The organism is Mycobacterium sp. SM1 (genome assembly GCF_018361265.1).
In the GTDB taxonomy this organism is placed as follows: Bacteria; Actinomycetota; Actinomycetes; order Mycobacteriales; family Mycobacteriaceae; genus Mycobacterium.
Window position 1 is genome coordinate 556570 of sequence record NZ_JAFLNH010000001.1, and the last position, 17489, is coordinate 574058.

Genomic DNA, 17489 nt, shown 5'->3' on the forward strand with positions numbered 1-17489 from the left:
ATGACGCCGACCGACCACTTTCAGGTGAGCAACTTGGCGCCGGATCCCGGTGATCTGGCACGCTTGGTGGCTGGCGTACATCACAATCCGCACAGCATCCTGGGAGCCCACGAATACGGTGACCACACCGTGATCCGGGCATTCCGCCCGCACGCGACCGAAGTCGCCGCGCTTATCGGCGGTGAGCGGTTCGCGTTGAGGCACATCGAGTCCGGGCTATTCGCAGTTGCGCTACCGTTCGTCGGCCTCATGGACTACCGCCTGCAGATAAGCTACACCGGTTCCGGTGTCTACATCGGTGCCGATGCCTACCGCTTTTTACCGACGTTAGGTGAGATCGACTTGCATCTATTCGCCGAGGGACGCCACGAGCGGCTATGGGAGGTATTAGGTGCGCATCCCCGCTCTTTCACCACCGCCGACGGTGTGGTCGACGGGGTGTCATTTGCGGTGTGGGCGCCAAACGCCAAGGGAGTCAGCCTTATCGGAGATTTCAATGGCTGGAATGGTAACGATGCTCCGATGCGAGTACTCGGCTCATCGGGAGTATGGGAATTGTTCTGGCCGGACTTTCCACGGGACGGTCTGTATAAGTTCCGTGTTCATGGCGCCGATGGTGTGGTTACTGACCGCGCTGACCCGTTCGCATTCGCCACCGAAGTGCCCCCGCACACCGCCTCGCGGGTCACGTCAAGCAACTACACCTGGGGCGATTCGGACTGGATGGCGCACCGCGCACGGAAAAACCCGGTGGTCGAGCCGATGAGCACCTACGAAGTCCACCTGGGCTCATGGCGTCCCGGACTGAGCTATCGCGAGCTTGCCCGAGAGCTAACTGATTATGTTGTGGCGCAAGGGTTTACTCATGTCGAGATGCTGCCTGTGGCCGAGCATCCGTTCGCCGGCTCGTGGGGATACCAGGTGACCTCTTACTATGCGCCGACCGCCCGATTCGGTACGCCCGACGATTTTCGCGCTCTTGTCGACGCGCTGCATCAAGCCGGCATCGGTGTGATCGTGGACTGGGTGCCAGCCCACTTCCCCAAGGACTCCTGGGCGCTGGGCCGTTTCGACGGCACACCGCTTTATGAGCATGCCGATCCGTCTCGTGGCGAGCAACTCGACTGGGGCACCTATGTGTTCAATTTCGGCCGGCACGAGGTGCGCAATTTCCTGGTGGCCAATGCGCTCTACTGGCTACAAGAGTTTCACGTCGACGGCCTGCGCGTGGATGCGGTGGCGTCGATGCTTTATCTGGACTACTCGCGCCCTCCGGGCGGATGGACGCCGAATATCTACGGAGGTAGGGAAAACCTCGAGGCGGTGCGATTCCTACAGGAAATGAACGCGACTGCGCACAGGGTAGCTCCCGGTATTGTGACCATTGCCGAGGAGTCGACTGCGTGGCCAGGTGTATCGAGACCGACCAGCCTAGGTGGCCTGGGATTTTCGATGAAGTGGAATATGGGCTGGATGCACGATACGCTCGACTACCTCAGCCACGACCCGATCTATCGCAGCTATCACCACCACGAGATGACGTTTTCAATGCTCTATGCGTTCAGCGAGAACTTCGTACTGCCGCTCAGCCACGACGAGGTTGTGCATGGCAAGGGCAGCCTATGGGCACGGATGCCGGGTAACGACCACGTGAAAGCCGCCGGGCTGCGCAGCCTGCTGGCTTACCAGTGGGCGCACCCGGGCAAGCAACTGCTGTTCATGGGCCAGGAGTTTGGCCAGCGCGCCGAATGGTCCGAACAGCGCGGCGTGGACTGGTTCCAACTGGACGAAGACGGTTTTTCCCTTGGTATCCAGCGACTCGTGCGCGACCTCAACGATATCTACCGTAGCCACCCCGCGCTGTGGAGCCAGGACTCGAGCCCCGAGGGGTATTCCTGGATCGACGCCAACGACTCGGCCAACAACGTGCTGAGCTTCTTACGCTACGGCAGCGATGGCTCGGTGCTTGCCTGCGTGTTCAACTTCGCCGGCACGCAACACACCGGCTACCGGCTCGGCCTACCCAGGGCCAGCCGGTGGCGTGAGGTGCTCAACACTGATGCCACGGCCTACCAGGGCTCCGGCGTCGGCAACCTGGGCGGCGTCGACGCCACCGACGAGCCGTGGCACGGCCGCCCGGCGTCGGCGGTGCTGGTGTTACCGCCCACGTCGGCTCTGTGGCTGGAACCGGCTTAGCAGCGCCCAGCGGACCCACGCAAATCCCTGACCCGATTTTCGGTGACCACCGCGCCACGTCTCAGTAAAGCGCGTTGGCGAGGTTGCGCCGCGCGGCGATGACCTCGGGGTCCGACGGGTCGAAGAGGTCGAACAACTCGATCAGCCTAGTGCGCACCTTGGTGCGCTCATCGCCGGACGTGCGTCGCACCAGTGCGATCAGGCGATCAAACGCGGCGCCTACGTCCTGGTTGAGGATCTGTATGTCGGCAGCGGCGAATGCGGCCTCGATGTCATCCGGGGCCGCGTCGGCAATCCCTACAGCGTCGGGCCGCTGTGCGGTGGCACGCGTCAGAAAGTCGATCTGCCGTATCGCCGCTTTGGCTTCACCACTGCTCGGATTGGCGTCCAGGATCGCCTGATATGAGTTACGGGCGGCCGCGAAGTCCCCGGCCTGCAGTTGTTCTCGCGCCTGCGCCAGCGCCGGGTCGACCCGTTCTTCGGAACCCGGCGCGCCGCCAAGCTTGCCGGCCACCGCAGACAGCAAGGAGTCCAGCCAACGGCGCAATTGCGCAGGGGGCTGCATGCCCTGAAAGCTGGACACCGGCTGTCCCGCGGCCAACGCAACCACGGTGGGGACCACTTGGATGCCGAAAACCTGGGCCACCCTGGGCACCGCTTCGACGTTGACCGTCACCAGTGACCACTTACCGCTGTCGGCGGCAGCTAGGCCCGCCAGGGCGTCGGCCAACTGGCGGCATACGTCGCTGCGCGGCGTCCACAGCAGCACCACCACCGGCACCTGGTTGGAGCGGACCAGCACCTCATCTTCGAAGTTAGCCTCGGTGATCTCGGTGCCGACCGCTTCCGCCGAGGCCCCTGCGGCCGCATTGCCACCGGCCGACGCCTTCCGTTGGGCCCGCTCTTTTAGAGCCGACAGATCGACGGCACCGGCCATGGCAGGTCCAATCCGGGGTCCAGGACGCGTCACAGGGTCAAGTCTGTCACGCGCCTCGGACGCCCCTCCACCCGGTCGCATCGACCAACGTCTCGGTGCCGACCCGACTTCGCGCCCTCGAGTGGCGATGCTGATCAGCCGTTGTGGCGGAGTTCACATGTGGCTCGCACCACACCGGCCAGCAAACGCCCGTGCCAGCCTCGTCGCTAGCCGGCCCGCAGGACCAGGGCATCACCCTGGCCGCCGGCGCCGCATAGGCCTGCAACCGCGTAGCCGGAGCCGCGACGCGCCAACTCAAGGGCGGCATGCAACGTGATGCGGGCTCCCGACATGCCAAGCGGATGCCCCACAGCGATCGCACCGCCGTTGACGTTAACGATTTCCGGGTCCACGCCGAGTTCCCGTATCGAGGCCAGCGCCACGGCCGCGAACGCCTCGTTGATCTCCACGACCGCGAGCTGATCGAGCGTAATGCCTTCCCGGGCAAGAGCCTTTTTGATCGCGTTGGCGGGCTGTGACTGCAGCGTCGAGTCCGGGCCGGCCACCACACCATGGGCGCCGATCTCGACGAGCCAGGTAAGCCCGAGTTTTCGGGCTTTGTCCTTGTTCATCACGACAACCGCGGCAGCGCCGTCGGAGAGCTGCGACGCCGACCCGGCGGTGATCGTGCCGTCTGGCCGGAACGCGGGAGGCAGCCCGGCCAGCGATTCGGCGGTGATGTCGGCGCGAATGCCCTCGTCCATGCTGAACTGCAGGGGATCACCCTTACGTTGCGGGACGCGGACCGGCACCACCTCGTCGTCGAACACCCCGTCCTTCCACGCCGCAGCCGCCCGCTGATGTGAGCGCGCGGCGTACTCGTCCTGTTCCCGACGGCTGAACTTATCGACATCGTTGCGCTGCTCGGCAAGCGCTCCCATCGGCTGGTCGGTGAAGACGTCGTGCAAACCGTCGTAGGCCAGGTGGTCCAAAACCGTTACATTCCCGTACTTGTAGCCGGCCCTGCTGTTCATCAGCAGGTGGGGCGCCTGCGTCATGGATTCCTGTCCCCCGGCCACCACCACATCGAACTCCCCTGCCCGGATCAGCTGATCGGCAAGGGCGATGGCATCCAGGCCGGATAGGCACATCTTGTTGATGGTCAACGCAGGCACATCCCAACCGATGCCGGCCGCCACCGCGGCCTGACGAGCCGGCATCTGACCGGCGCCCGCGGTCAGCACCTGACCCATGATCACGTACTCGACCAGCGAAGGCGGAACCTGTGCCTTCTCCAGTGCCGCCGCAATCGCAATGGCACCCAGATCAGTGGCCGGAAAACCCTTCAACGAGCCCATCAACTTACCGATCGGGGTGCGGGCTCCAGCAACGATTACCGACGTGGTCACGACTACCTCCAGGGCGGATAGAACGGCCGGTCTGCCCGGCCTACGAAGCACAATCTTCGCCGACAGGTTACCGTTAGGTTATGACCACCGACCAAATCGACGCTCGTCCCATCCTGGCGACCACGTTGGTTACGGCGATCGATCACGTCGGACTTGCGGTCCCTGACCTGGACGCCGCGATCGTGTGGTACCACGAGCACCTCGGCATGATCCTGGTTCATGAAGAGGTCAACGAGGACCAGGGAATTAACGAGGCGATGCTGGCGGTCCGAGGTGCCCCTCCCGGCAGCGCGCAGCTTCAGCTGATGGCCCCTCTCGACGGGTCGTCGGCGATCGCGAAGTTCTTGGACAAGCATGGGCCCGGCATGCAACAACTGGCATACCGGGTCAGTGATCTCGAGGCGCTGACCGAGCGGTTGCGCGCCCAAGGCGTTCGGCTGATCTATGAGACTCCCAGGCGGGGAACGGCAAACTCGCGAATCAACTTCATTCACCCCAAGGACGCCGGCGGAGTGCTAATCGAATTGGTCGAGCCGGCTTCGATGTCCGACTCCGGGGTCTAGAGCCACACTCTGGTCGGACGTCGCCGCGTTCGCGCAGCCCAGCACATCGTATGCCAGTGACGCCGGTCATCTACTCCGGCAAATGGTGAATCAACGGGCCATACCACTACATGTGCTGTGCCGGAGCGGATTTCGTGGTCACACCCTGGACACCGATAGTTCTTGACGGCACGAGCCCCGGCGACCGGTCGCACTTCATAGTCGTGTCCGTCGGGTCCGGTCTCCGCTCTGCGCGTAACCGGCAATAGCCAAATCGGCTGCTGCCGACGAGGCAGTCTGCGGCGGCGGGGCATTCCATCAGCTTAACCGAAACTCGCCGGAACACTCAGAACAGCCGGTACTCGCCGCTGTCCAGACCGCGCATTTTATCGTAATCGAGTGTGACGCAACGGATGCCGCGATCAGCAGCCAGCGTGCGTGCCTGCGGTTTGATTTGCTGGGCGGCAAGAACTCCCTGCACCGGTGCGAGCCTGCTGTCGCGGTTGAGCAACTCGAGATAGCGGGTTAGCTGCTCAACACCATCGATCTCGCCGCGGCGCTTGATTTCGACCGCCACCGAGTAGCCGTGTTCGTCGCGGCACAGTAAGTCGACCGGCCCGATCGCGGTCATGTACTCCCGGCGGATCAGCGTATATCCCGCCCCCAGCAACTCGATATGCTCGGCGAGCAGCGCTTGCAGGTGGGCCTCGACGCCGTCCTTGACCAACCCTGGGTCGATGCCCAGCTCGTGGCTGGAATCATGCTCGATCTCCGCAACGGTGATCCGCAGCTGCTCGCCGGCTTTGTTCTGCACCACCCAGACCCGCCGGGGGCCGTCGAGTTCCTCGGTAAGCCAGCACGGCGGGCTCATCCAGTTCAGCGGCTTATAAGCGCGGCCGTCGGCATGCACACTGACCGACCCGTCAGCCTTGAACAACAGCAGCCTGCGGGCCGGCGGCAGGTGCGCGGTAAGCCGGCCGAGATAGTCGACCGTACACCGGGCGATCACGAGCCGCACCCGACTCACCATAAGCCATGGGCTTCGAGCAAGCGGGAACAAATTAAGCTGGCGCCACCATGACGGCCAAGAAGACGGTCGCCCAACGCCTGGGCCGGGTCCTTGAGGCGCTGACCCACCAAAGCGGCCGACTCTCGGAAACCCCCGCCTACGGCTCCTGGCTGCTGGGCCGGGTGTCGGAAAGCCAGCGCCGGCGCCGGGTGCGCATTCAGATCATCCTCACCGTCTTCATCCTGGCTGCGAACCTGATTGGGATCGGTGTCGCACTATTGCTGGTAACGGTGGCTTTCCCGGTGCCCAGTGTGGTCAGCGACGCCCCGGCGTGGCTTACTTTCGCGGTTGTCCCACTTTGGCTGGTAATCGTGCTGGCGGTCGGCACCTACTGGATCACCCGCCGAACCGTGACGGCACTGCGGTGGGCGATCGAGGAACGCCAACCCACCCGCACCGATGAGCGCAACACCTTCCTGGCCCCGTGGCGGGTGGCGACGGTGCACCTCGTCCTGTGGGGGGTCGGTACGGCGTTTTTGACGACCCTCTACGGCCTGGTCAACAGTGGGTTCATCCCGCAGTTCCTGTTCTCGGTGAGCTTTTGCGGCGTACTGGTCGCCACCGGCTGCTACCTGTTAACCGAGTTCGCTTTGCGTCCGGTGGCAGCCCAAGCCCTGGAGGCAGGACCTCCGCCGCAGCGTCTCGCGACGGGCATCATGGGCCGGATCATGACGGTATGGCTGCTCGGCTCCGGTGTGCCCGTCATCGGCATCGCCGTCACCGCGATTTTCGTACTGTCGCTGCGCAATTTGACCGAGACCCAGTTCGCGGTCGCAGTGCTGATCATTTCGACGACGACCCTGATCTTCGGATCCATCCTGATGTGGATCCTGTCGTGGCTGATCGCGACGCCAGTGCGGGTGGTGCGGTCGGCCCTCAAGCGGGTCGAACAGGGAGATCTACGTGGTGATTTGATCGTGTTCGACGGCACCGAACTTGGCGAGCTGCAGCGCGGGTTCAACGCGATGGTCGACGGCCTACGCGAGCGGGAACGGGTGCGCGACTTGTTCGGCCGTCACGTCGGACGCGAAGTCGCTGCGGCAGCAGAACGCGAACCGCCGAAACTCGGTGGCGAAGAACGCCATGTCACAGTGGTTTTCGTCGACATCATCGGATCAACACAGCTTGTGACCGGCCGGCCCGCCACAGAGATTGTTCAGCTGCTCAACCGGTTTTTCGCGGTAATCGTCGACGAAGTGGACCGTCATTGCGGACTGGTCAACAAGTTCGAGGGCGACGCCGTGTTGGCGGTTTTCGGCGCTCCGAATCGCCTTGAGCACCCCGAGGACGCAGCACTGGCAGCCGCGCGCGCCATCGCTCGTCGCCTGAGCATCGAAGTGCCCGAGTGCGAGGCCGGCATCGGGGTGGCCTCGGGGAAGGTGGTCGCCGGAAACGTCGGCACCAAGGAACGGTTCGAATACACCGTGATCGGCGAACCGGTCCACGAGGCTGCACGGCTTTGCGAGCTGGCAAAATCGCACCGCACCCGGCTGCTCGCATCGTCGGCCACGGTCTGCAATGCGGGCGCAAGCGAGCGCCCACATTGGGTTTTGGGCGACGCGGTGACGCTGCGGGGACACGACGAGCCGATCCGGATTGCCACGCCCGTTTAACATCACCTTTAGGGCGGAGGGTGGCTAGCCGATGAAAACACCCCCGCACGCCGTGTGGGGTGGGGGGTGTTGTGGGGTGTTCGGCGGTGTCCTACTTTTCCACCCGTGCTGGGTAGTATCATCGGCGCTGGCTGGCTTAGCTTCCGGGTTCGGGATGGGTCCGGGCGTTTCCCAGCCGCTATGGACCGCCGTAACTTTTTGTGTTCTTTTCTTTTTGTTGTGGTGGTGTGGTGGGTGTGTGGTGGGGTGTGGGTTGTGCTGGTGTGGTTGGGTGTGTGTGGGTAAGTTTTCGGCCGGTTAGTGCCAGTTCCCTAAGCCCCTTGCGGGGTGTGCAGGTCTGGTCTATTGATCCCGTGGTCTGCGGGGGGCCTTATCCCTGTGTGGGTGAGAAGCCTGGTCTTGGAGGGGGTTTCCCGCTTAGATGCTTTCAGCGGTTATCCTTGCCGAACGTGGCTATCCAGCGGTGCCCCTGGCGGGACAACTGGTGCACCAGAGGTTCGTCCGTCCCGGTCCTCTCGTACTAGGGACAGGTTTCCTCAGGCTTCTAACGCGCGCGGCGGATAGAGACCGAACTGTCTCACGACGTTCTAAACCCAGCTCGCGTGCCGCTTTAATGGGCGAACAGCCCAACCCTTGGGACCTGCTCCAGCCCCAGGATGCGACGAGCCGACATCGAGGTGCCAAACCATCCCGTCGATATGGACTCTTGGGGAAGATCAGCCTGTTATCCCCGGGGTACCTTTTATCCGTTGAGCGACACCCCTTCCACTCGGGGGTGCCGGATCACTAGTCCCGACTTTCGTCCCTGCTTGACGTGTGGGTCTTGCAGTCAAGCTCCCTTGTGCACTTGCACTCGCCACCTGATTGCCGTCCAGGTTGAGGGAACCTTTGGGCGCCTCCGTTACGTTTTGGGAGGCAACCGCCCCAGTTAAACTACCCGCCAGGCACTGTCCCTGAACCCGATGCCAGGGTTCGAGGTTAGATGCCCAATACGATCAGAGTGGTATTTCAACGACGACTCCACACAAACTGGCGTTTGTGCTTCACAGTCTCCCACCTATCCTACACAAACCGTATCGAACGCCAATACCAAGTTGTAGTAAAGGTCCCGGGGTCTTTTCGTCCTGCCGCGCGTAACGAGCATCTTTACTCGTAGTGCAATTTCGCCGAGTCTATGGTTGAGACAGTGGAGAAGTCGTTACGCCATTCGTGCAGGTCGGAACTTACCCGACAAGGAATTTCGCTACCTTAGGATGGTTATAGTTACCACCGCCGTTTACTGGGGCTTGAATTCTCCGCTTCACCCCCCGAGGGGGGTTGACGGGTCCTCTTAACCTTCCAGCACCGGGCAGGCGTCAGTCCGTATACCTCGTCTTGCGACTTCGCACGGACCTGTGTTTTTAGTAAACAGTCGCTTCTCCCTGGTTTGTGCCACCCCCTGCCGCTGCCCCCAGCGGGTGGGTTCACGGTGTGGGGGTCCCCCTTCTCCCGAGGTTACGGGGGCATTTTGCCGAGTTCCTTAACCATAGTTGACTCGCACGCCTTGGTATTCTCTACCTGACCACCTGTGTCGGTTTGGGGTACGGGCCGTGTGTGCGCTCGCTAGAGGCTTTTCTTGGCAGTAGAGGGTCACCGAATTCGCCTCGACGGCTATGCATCACCTCTCGGGAGTGCTGGCGCCCGGATTTGCCTGGGCGCCTCCCCGCGGGTTTACCCCAGTGTTACCACTGACTGGTACGGCTACCTTGCTGCGTCACCCCATCGCTTACCTACTAGCAGAGCGGGTCCCACGCAGCGGGCGGCCCCCAGCGCCCCGAAAGGCGCCGGTGAGCCACCGTTTGGGTGGTTAGCGGATCTGATTCGGTATGGGCGCGCGCACACGGGTACGGGAATATCAACCCGTTGTCCATCGACTACGCCTGTCGGCCTCGCCTTAGGTCCCGACTCACCCTGGGCGGACTGGCCTGGCCCAGGAACCCTTGGTCTTTCGGCGGGCAAGGTTCTCACTTGCCTTATCGCTACTCATGCCTGCATTCGCACTCCCCTGACCTTCACACACGATCACTCCTGTGCTTCCCCGGTCAGGGGACGCTCCCCTACCCAGACCCACGCGTAACGCGTGGGTCTGCCGCGGCTTCGGCGGTGTGCTTGAGCCCCGCTACATTATCGGCGCGCAATCACTTGACCAGTGAGCTATTACGCACTCTTTCAAGGGTGGCTGCTTCTAAGCCAACCTCCTGGTTGTCTTTGCGATCACACATCCTTTCCCACTTAGCACACGCTTGGGGGCCTTAGCCGGCGATCTGGGCTGTTTCCCTTTCGACGCGCGAAGCTTATCCCTCGCCGTCTTACTGCCACGCTTGACACCGCGGCATTCGGAGTTTGGCTGACGTCAGTAACCTGGTCGGGCCCATCGGCCATCCAGTAGCTCTACCTCCGCGGTGAACCACGCGACGCTGCACCTAAATGCATTTCGGGGAGAACCAGCTATCACGGAGTTTGATTGGCCTTTCACCCCTACCCACAGCTCATCCCCTCAGTCTTCAACCTAAGTGGGTTCGGGCCTTCACGCGGTCTTACCCGCGCTTCACCCTGGCCATGGGTAGATCACCCCGCTTCGGGTCCACGACATGCCACTGCACACGCCTACGCGTGATACGCCCTGTTTAGACTCGCTTTCGCTGCGGCTACCCCACCCGGGTTAACCTCGCGACATGTCGGTGACTCGCAGGCTCATTCTTCAAAAGGCACGCCATCACCCGTCCTGACCCTTGCGGGCGGACTGTGGGCTTTGACGGATTGTAGGCACACGGTTTCAGGTACTTTTTCACTCCCCTCCCGGGGTGCTTTTCACCATTCCCTCACGGTACTTGTCCGCTATCGGTCATTGGGAAGTATTTAGGCTTACCGGGTGGTCCCGGCCGATTCGCAGCGGATTCCACGGGCCCGCTGCTACTCGGGAACGCCTCCTCGGAAGCCGTGATGTTTTCGCCTACCGGGCTCTCACCGTCTACGGCGGGCCATCCCAGGCCACTTCGGCTAACACCACGGTTTTTCACTCCCGCCCGGGCCGGCGGACCCGAGACGGACAACGCCCCACAACACCGCGCGCACAACCCCCGCCGGGTATCACATGCGCACGGTTTAGCCTCCTCCGCGTTCGCTCGCCACTACTGACGGAATCACCTGTTGTTTTCTTTTCCTGCGGGTACTGAGATGTTTCACTTCCCCGCGTTTCCCCCCGCACCCTATAGATTCAGATGCGGGTGACACGACATCACTCGTGCCGGGTTACCCCATTCGGACATCCTCGGATCCCTGCTCGGTTGACAGCTCCCCGAGGCTTATCGCAGCCTCCCACGTCCTTCATCGGCTCCCAATGCCAAGGCATCCACCATGTGCCCTTACACACTTACATTCACACACAACACCAAGGCACAAAACACGCTTTCGCGCCTTATAGATGCTCGCAACCACTATCCAGCTATCAAACACCACACCCCACCACCACGGTGAGGCGACAACACCGGCGGGTGTTGCCTCAAAACCCAACAGTGTGCCGATGGGTAAGCCCGCCACGCCCCGCAGCGGCTCACGTGCTTGTCGCGCATCCGCCCCGGCGCCCCCCAGCGCACCGGGTGCTTCCCGGCCCCCCAGGGGGGCCGGGCGGCGCTCCTTAGAAAGGAGGTGATCCAGCCGCACCTTCCGGTACGGCTACCTTGTTACGACTTCGTCCCAATCGCCGATCCCACCTTCGACGCCTCCCTCCCCAACCGGGGTTAGGCCAGCGGCTTCGGGTGTTACCGACTTTCATGACGTGACGGGCGGTGTGTACAAGGCCCGGGAACGTATTCACCGCAGCATTGCTGATCTGCGATTACTAGCGACTCCGACTTCACGGGGTCGAGTTGCAGACCCCGATCCGAACTGAGACCGGCTTTAAAGGATTCGCTGAGCCTTACGGCATCGCCACCCTTTGTACCGGCCATTGTAGCATGTGTGAAGCCCTGGGCATAAGGGGCATGATGACTTGACGTCATCCCCACCTTCCTCCGAGTTGACCCCGGCAGTCTCCCATGAGTCCCCACCATCACGTGCTGGCAACATGGGACGAGGGTTGCGCTCGTTGCGGGACTTAACCCAACATCTCACGACACGAGCTGACGACAGCCATGCACCACCTGCACACAGGCCACAAGGGAAGCGCTATCTCTAGCGCCGTCCTGCGCATGTCAAACCCAGGTAAGGTTCTTCGCGTTGCATCGAATTAATCCACATGCTCCGCCGCTTGTGCGGGCCCCCGTCAATTCCTTTGAGTTTTAGCCTTGCGGCCGTACTCCCCAGGCGGGGTACTTAATGCGTTAGCTACGGCACGGATCCTTCAGGAAAGAACCCACACCTAGTACCCACCGTTTACGGCGTGGACTACCAGGGTATCTAATCCTGTTCGCTCCCCACGCTTTCGCTCCTCAGCGTCAGTTACTGCCCAGAGACCCGCCTTCGCCACCGGTGTTCCTCCTGATATCTGCGCATTCCACCGCTACACCAGGAATTCCAGTCTCCCCTGCAGCACTCCAGTCTGCCCGTATCGCCCGCACGCCCACAGTTAAGCTGTGGAATTCCACGAACAACGCGACAGACCGCCTACGAGCTCTTTACGCCCAGTAATTCCGGACAACGCTTGCACCCTACGTATTACCGCGGCTGCTGGCACGTAGTTGGCCGGTGCTTCTTCTGCCCCTACCGTCACCACGGGACACCCCGCGGCTTCGTCGAGGCTGAAAGAGGTTTACAACCCGAAGGCCGTCATCCCCCACGCGGCGTCGCTGCATCAGGCTTGCGCCCATTGTGCAATATTCCCCACTGCTGCCTCCCGTAGGAGTCTGGGCCGTATCTCAGTCCCAGTGTGGCCGGACACCCTCTCAGGCCGGCTACCCGTCGTCGCCTTGGTAGGCCATCACCCCACCAACAAGCTGATAGGCCGCGGGCCCATCCCACACCGCTACCTCGCGCTTTCCACCACAGCACATGCATGCCATGGTCCTATCCGGTATTAGACCCAGTTTCCCGGGCTTATCCCAAAGTGCGGGGCAGGTCACCCACGTGTTACTCACCCGTTCGCCACTCGAGTGCCTCCGAAAAGGCCTTTCCGTTCGACTTGCATGTGTTAAGCACGCCGCCAGCGTTCGTCCTGAGCCAGGATCAAACTCTCCACACAAAACCCCACTCCCTTTACACAAGGAAGCCAAATACGAGGTACTGATCAGGAGAAATCCCGACAAAAACACCACACCCCAACACGGGGCCATCAGGATGCGGCAAAAACAACAACAAACAACACCATCAACACACTATTGAGTTCTCAAACAACACCCTTCAGCGGGCAACCCTGTTACTATACTCCGCGGTATCAGGAACGTCAACTTCACTCCGCTCCAGAGAAGCAGGGCGCGGTGTAACTCGCTTTTACTCTACCCGCTCAATCTCGGCACCCAGGCTGGTGAGGTTTTCCACGAAGAGCGGATAGCCGCGATCAATGTGGAAGACGTCGTGTACCTCTGTGTCGCCGTCGGCAACGAGCCCCGCCAGCACCAGGCCAGCACCCGCCCGGATGTCCGAACTCCACACCGGCGCGCTCGAGAGTTGCGGCAAGCCACGCACGACGGCGTGGTGCCCGTCGGTGCGGGCGTCGGCGCCTAGGCGGATCATCTCCTCGACGAATCGGAACCGTGCTTCGAACACGTTTTCGGTGATCATGGATGTTCCGTCCGCGATCGAGGCCAAAGCGATCGCCATCGGCTGCAGATCGGTGGGGAACCCAGGAAACGGCAATGTCGCGACATTGACCGCCTTCGGCCGCTCGTACTGCGTGACCCGGAAGCTGTCCGCAGTTTGCGTGACGGTGGCGCCGGCGTCGTGCAGCTTGTGCAGCACCACCTGCAGGTGAGCCGGATCAACCCCGGTCACCGTGATGTCGCCGCGGGTCATCACCGCAGCGATGCCCCAGGTGGCAGCCACGATGCGGTCGCCGATCACGCGGTGCTCGGTCGGATATAGCCGCGGCACGCCGGTTATCGTCATCGTCGGTGAACCCGCGCCTTCGACCTTCGCGCCCATCTGGTTGAGCATCGTGCAGAGATCGACCACGTCAGGTTCGCGAGCCGCGTTGTGAATGGTGGTAACGCCCTCAGCCAGGACGGCTGCCATTAGGATGTTCTCAGTAGCTCCCACCGATGGGAACTCAAGTTGAATCTCGGTACCGCGCAGGGTATCCGCCTGAGCCACAACGCATCCATGCTCAATATTGCAGTCTGCACCCAGTTGACGCAGGCCAGCCTGGTGCATGTCCAGCGGGCGTGAGCCGATCGCATCGCCACCGGGCAGAGCAACCCTGGCCCGTTTGCATCGGGCGACCAACGGTCCCAGCACGCACACCGAGGCGCGAAACTGCCGCACCGCAGCGAAGTCGGCATCGTACTTGGGTTCGTCCGGCGAGGTGATTCGGACCGTGTCGCCGGCGAGTTCTACGTGAGCGCCGAGCCCACGCAGTACCTCCGCCATCAACGGGACGTCGAGGATGTCGGGGCAGTTGGTGATCGTGCTGGTACCCTCGGCCAGCAAGGCCGCGGCCATCAGCTTCAGCACGCTGTTCTTGGCACCGCCGACAGCAACCTCGCCCGACAACCGATTGCCGCCAGTAACCACGAACCGCTCAGCCACTCGGGTTAGTTTAGCGAGACGGTGCCGCCCCTGTCAGTCAGCCCAGTCGCTGGCCCGGTACCGTTTGACGTATGGCTGTTCACCTGACGCGCATCTATACGCGTACCGGGGACGACGGCACCACCGGCTTGAGCGATTTCTCGCGGGTCGCCAAGACCGACGTCCGGTTGGTGGCGTATGCGGACTGCGACGAGGCGAATGCGGCAATCGGCCTTGCGCTCGCGCTTGGAAATCCTGACCAGCACCTCAGGGATGTACTCCAGCGCATCCAGAATGACCTGTTCGACGCCGGCGCGGACCTGTCCACTCCGATCGTCAAGAGTCCGAAGTATCCGCCCCTGCGAATCACCCAACGCTACATCGAACGGCTAGAGAAATGGTGTGACGAACACAACGCCGATTTGCCTGCACTGAATTCTTTCGTTCTGCCTGGTGGTTCCTCGCTCTCAGCCCTGCTCCACCTCGCCCGCACCATTGTTCGTCGCGCCGAGCGCTCTGCGTGGGCCGCGGCCGAAGCCTACCCGGAGAGTGTAAGTGCAATGCCCGCAAAGTATCTGAATCGGCTCTCGGATCTGCTGTTCATCCTGGCGCGGCGGGCCAACCCGGGCGGCGACGTACTCTGGAAACCAGGCGGTGGCACTCAGACAGCGCGGCCCGAGAGCTGAATACGGCAACCGATCACGGGCTGCGCCTGCGTGCGCGCGGCGACGGCCGGGATTCCAGCCATGACAAAAACGCGGTCAACGCACCCCGGTCCAACGCGAGCTCATAACCGCGCCGGTGAACCTGCGTGGTGTCGCGCAGCTCCAAAACCACGATCTCCTCGGTCATGATGTCAAACTCGTCGCCGCGCGGCGATCGCCGCGAAACAACTTCGACTCCCCGTCTGCTAAGCCGACGATCGGGCCACAAACGGACACTGGAAAGCCGATAGAACGCGGCCTCTCCGCCCTGATAACGAACGACGCCGTGCCGCCACCCCTGGCCCGCGGCCGCGGGGATGTCCCGCATGATCGCCGCGGTTCCGCCCTGACGCAACTTCCACAACCGATAGCTCAGCGCAACGACAATCAGCAGCAACACAGCGGCCAGCACGACCACCGCGATCATGGGCGCGCTCACCGGCCACGGCCTGCTTAGTCGAGCACGCCCAAGGCGCGTAACCTCGCCCGCCCCCGGGCCGCGATCCTAGGGTCCCCGGACTGGGCGTCATGCCTGGCGGTAGCCTCATCGATCTCCGACGCGAATTCCGCTGATTCGGCAAGGATGGTGACACCGCCGTCTTCGGTTACCGTCAAATATCCGCCATGCGTTGCGATGCGCAAGTCTTCCTGCTCTGCGCGCTCAACGCGAACCATGGCATCTTCGACCAGTTGAGCCACCAACGGGATATGGCGAGGCATGATGCCGATCTCACCGACGGTGGTGCGAGTGAAAATGAACGTAGCCTTACCCGACCACATCTTCCGGTCGACGTCGACGATGTCGACGTCCATTTCAGCCATGCCCACACACCACCTTTGCCCCTCGCGACATCACAGCTTGACGCCAAAACTCCTAGCCTTCTTAGCCAAGTCGTCAAGGCCACCGATCAGGAAGAACGCCTGTTCAGGAACGTGATCGAAATCGCCCTTGCACAACCGATCGAACGCCTCGATGGTCTCTTTCACGGGGACGGTCGAACCCGGCTGGCCAGTGAACTGCTCAGCCGCCATCATATTCTGCGAGAGGAACCGCTCAATGCGACGAGCCCGGTTGACCAGCTGCTTGTCCTCTTCAGACAGCTCGTCGATGCCCAAGATGGCGATGATGTCCTGTAAATCCTTGTAACGCTGCAAGATCCGAATGACTTCCTGTGCGACGCGATAGTGCTCGTCGCCCACGATGCTGGGATCAAGGATGGTCGAGCTCGATGCCAACGGATCTACAGCCGGGAAGATACCCTTAGAGAACACCGCGCGGGACAGTTCGGTAGTCGCGTCCAGGTGTGCGAACGTGGTCGCCGGCGCCGGGTCGGTGTAGTCGTCGGCTGGCACGTAGACCGCTTGCATCGACGTAATCGAACGGCCGCGAGTCGAGGTGATACGCTCCTGCAGCTCACCCATCTCGTCGGCCAGTGTGGGCTGATACCCCACCGCAGAGGGCATGCGGCCCAACAGCGTCGACACCTCCGAACCGGCCTGGGTGAACCGGAAGATGTTGTCGATGAACAACAGGACATCCTGGCCCTGCTCGTCGCGAAACCATTCGGCCATGGTGAGCGCTGACAGCCCCACCCGCATGCGAGTGCCGGGTGGCTCGTCCATTTGGCCGAAAACCAGGGCGGTGTCCTTGAGGACGTTGGCTTCTCTCAGCTCCACCCAGAGGTCATTGCCCTCGCGGGTGCGCTCGCCGACACCGGCAAATACCGAGGTGCCACCGAAGTTGCGGGCAATGCGGTTGATCATCTCCTGTATCAACACCGTCTTCCCCACCCCGGCACCACCGAACAGCGCGATCTTGCCGCCCCGCACATACGGGGTCAGCAGGTCGATGACCTTCAAGCCGGTCTCGAGCATTTCCGTGCGGGGCTCAAGATCCTCGAAAGAGGGCGGCTTACGGTGAATAGACCAGCGCTCGAAGTCTTTTCCGTATCCCGGCTCATCTAGGCAATCACCCAGCACGTTGAAGACGTGGCCCTTGACACCTTCACCGACCGGGACCGAAATAGGGCCGCCCGTATCGATCACCTCGACGCCACGCACCAGGCCGTCGGTGGGCTGCATAGAAATGCAGCGCACTAGGTGGTCGCCGAGGTGCTGCGCAACCTCCAACGTCAAAGTTTTAGCCAGCGATTCGAAGGTGACATCGACGTGCAGCGCGTTGAACAGCTCGGGTATCGAACCCCGGGGGAATTCGACATCGACCACAGGCCCGGTTACCCGAACCACACGGCCATTGGCGCTCGTGCCTTGCGATTTTGTAATCTTTTCAGCGGTAGTAGTCATATCTTCTGCGCTTCCTCGTGGGGACTATTGATAAGAG

At 62.2% G+C, this 17489-nt stretch carries 12 protein-coding genes and 3 rRNA genes; 4 read left to right on the top strand and 11 right to left on the bottom strand.

Annotated elements, in window-relative coordinates:
- Window positions 1-2196: a 1,4-alpha-glucan branching protein GlgB gene (gene glgB / locus MSM1_RS02530; RefSeq protein WP_213440039.1), complete on the top strand. Its 2196-nt coding sequence runs from the start codon at window positions 1-3 to the stop codon at window positions 2194-2196.
- 61 nt (window positions 2197-2257) lie between these two features.
- Here the strand turns inward: glgB and MSM1_RS02535 are convergent, their stop codons facing one another.
- Entirely contained in the window at window positions 2258-3166 is a 909-nt protein-coding gene (locus MSM1_RS02535; protein WP_213440040.1) for a tetratricopeptide repeat protein, read from the bottom strand.
- A 173-nt stretch (window positions 3167-3339) separates the two neighbouring features.
- Window positions 3340-4521, bottom strand: a complete 1182-nt coding sequence (locus tag MSM1_RS02540) for an acetyl-CoA C-acetyltransferase (RefSeq protein ID WP_213440041.1) — start codon at window positions 4519-4521, stop codon at window positions 3340-3342.
- An 80-nt stretch (window positions 4522-4601) separates the two neighbouring features.
- On the opposite strand from MSM1_RS02540, the gene mce reads away from it, so the two are divergent.
- Complete coding sequence (gene mce / locus MSM1_RS02545; RefSeq protein ID WP_213440042.1) at window positions 4602-5084, top strand: methylmalonyl-CoA epimerase; 483 nt, start codon at window positions 4602-4604, stop codon at window positions 5082-5084.
- Here the strand turns inward: mce and MSM1_RS02550 are convergent.
- Both MSM1_RS02550 and nucS read right to left on the bottom strand, forming a co-directional pair.
- Complete coding sequence (locus MSM1_RS02550) at window positions 5081-5377, bottom strand: hypothetical protein (RefSeq protein WP_213440043.1); 297 nt, start codon at window positions 5375-5377, stop codon at window positions 5081-5083. The genes mce and MSM1_RS02550 overlap by 4 nt on opposite strands.
- A 32-nt stretch (window positions 5378-5409) precedes the next feature.
- Window positions 5410-6081: an endonuclease NucS gene (gene nucS, locus MSM1_RS02555; protein ID WP_213440044.1), complete on the bottom strand. Its 672-nt coding sequence runs from the start codon at window positions 6079-6081 to the stop codon at window positions 5410-5412.
- Window positions 6082-6140: 59 nt separating this feature from the next.
- Between nucS and MSM1_RS02560 the strand changes: the two genes are divergently transcribed.
- Window positions 6141-7745: an adenylate/guanylate cyclase domain-containing protein gene (locus tag MSM1_RS02560; protein WP_213440045.1), complete on the top strand. Its 1605-nt coding sequence runs from the start codon at window positions 6141-6143 to the stop codon at window positions 7743-7745.
- Window positions 7746-7823: 78 nt separating this feature from the next.
- Here MSM1_RS02560 and rrf read toward each other — a convergent pair.
- From rrf to murA, 4 genes are all read right to left on the bottom strand, one after another.
- Window positions 7824-7938, bottom strand: a 5S ribosomal RNA gene (rrf, locus tag MSM1_RS02565).
- An 84-nt stretch (window positions 7939-8022) separates the two neighbouring features.
- A 23S ribosomal RNA gene (locus tag MSM1_RS02570) occupies window positions 8023-11163 on the bottom strand.
- Window positions 11164-11425: 262 nt separating this feature from the next.
- Window positions 11426-12963: ribosomal RNA gene (locus MSM1_RS02575) — 16S ribosomal RNA — on the bottom strand.
- Together the 16S, 23S and 5S rRNA genes form the textbook arrangement of a ribosomal RNA operon.
- A gap of 248 nt (window positions 12964-13211) precedes the next feature.
- On the bottom strand, window positions 13212-14465 hold the full coding sequence (murA, locus tag MSM1_RS02580; RefSeq protein WP_213440046.1) for a UDP-N-acetylglucosamine 1-carboxyvinyltransferase: 1254 nt from the start codon (window positions 14463-14465) through the stop codon (window positions 13212-13214).
- 71 nt (window positions 14466-14536) lie between these two features.
- On the opposite strand from murA, the gene MSM1_RS02585 reads away from it, so the two are divergent.
- On the top strand, window positions 14537-15130 hold the full coding sequence (locus MSM1_RS02585) for a cob(I)yrinic acid a,c-diamide adenosyltransferase (RefSeq protein WP_213440047.1): 594 nt from the start codon (window positions 14537-14539) through the stop codon (window positions 15128-15130).
- Window positions 15131-15143: 13 nt separating this feature from the next.
- Here MSM1_RS02585 and MSM1_RS02590 read toward each other — a convergent pair whose 3' ends face one another.
- Genes MSM1_RS02590 through atpD form a run of 3 tightly spaced genes read right to left on the bottom strand, consistent with a single transcriptional unit; the run spans window position 15144 to window position 17452 of the window.
- Window positions 15144-15587, bottom strand: a complete 444-nt coding sequence (locus MSM1_RS02590; protein ID WP_213440048.1) for a DUF2550 domain-containing protein — start codon at window positions 15585-15587, stop codon at window positions 15144-15146.
- 14 nt (window positions 15588-15601) lie between these two features.
- Window positions 15602-15970 (bottom strand): ATP synthase F1 subunit epsilon, encoded by a 369-nt coding sequence (gene atpC, locus MSM1_RS02595; RefSeq protein WP_213440049.1) that lies wholly within the window; start codon window positions 15968-15970, stop codon window positions 15602-15604.
- Window positions 15971-16000: 30 nt separating this feature from the next.
- Complete coding sequence (atpD, locus tag MSM1_RS02600) at window positions 16001-17452, bottom strand: F0F1 ATP synthase subunit beta (protein ID WP_213440050.1); 1452 nt, start codon at window positions 17450-17452, stop codon at window positions 16001-16003.
- Window positions 17453-17489 lie beyond the last annotated feature (37 nt).

What these genes read in the sequence shown, in the direction of transcription:
- MSM1_RS02585 (WP_213440047.1), top strand. Translation starts at nt 14,537, where the DNA reads ATGGCTGTTCACCTGACGCGCATCTATACGCGTACCGGGGACGACGGC.
- MSM1_RS02550 (WP_213440043.1), bottom strand. Translation starts at nt 5,377, where the DNA reads ATGCCCCGCCGCCGCAGACTGCCTCGTCGGCAGCAGCCGATTTGGCTA.
- mce (WP_213440042.1), top strand. Translation starts at nt 4,602, where the DNA reads ATGACCACCGACCAAATCGACGCTCGTCCCATCCTGGCGACCACGTTG.
- atpC (WP_213440049.1), bottom strand. Translation starts at nt 15,970, where the DNA reads ATGGCTGAAATGGACGTCGACATCGTCGACGTCGACCGGAAGATGTGG.
- atpD (WP_213440050.1), bottom strand. Translation starts at nt 17,452, where the DNA reads ATGACTACTACCGCTGAAAAGATTACAAAATCGCAAGGCACGAGCGCC.
- MSM1_RS02560 (WP_213440045.1), top strand. Translation starts at nt 6,141, where the DNA reads ATGACGGCCAAGAAGACGGTCGCCCAACGCCTGGGCCGGGTCCTTGAG.
- glgB (WP_213440039.1), top strand. Translation starts at nt 1, where the DNA reads ATGACGCCGACCGACCACTTTCAGGTGAGCAACTTGGCGCCGGATCCC.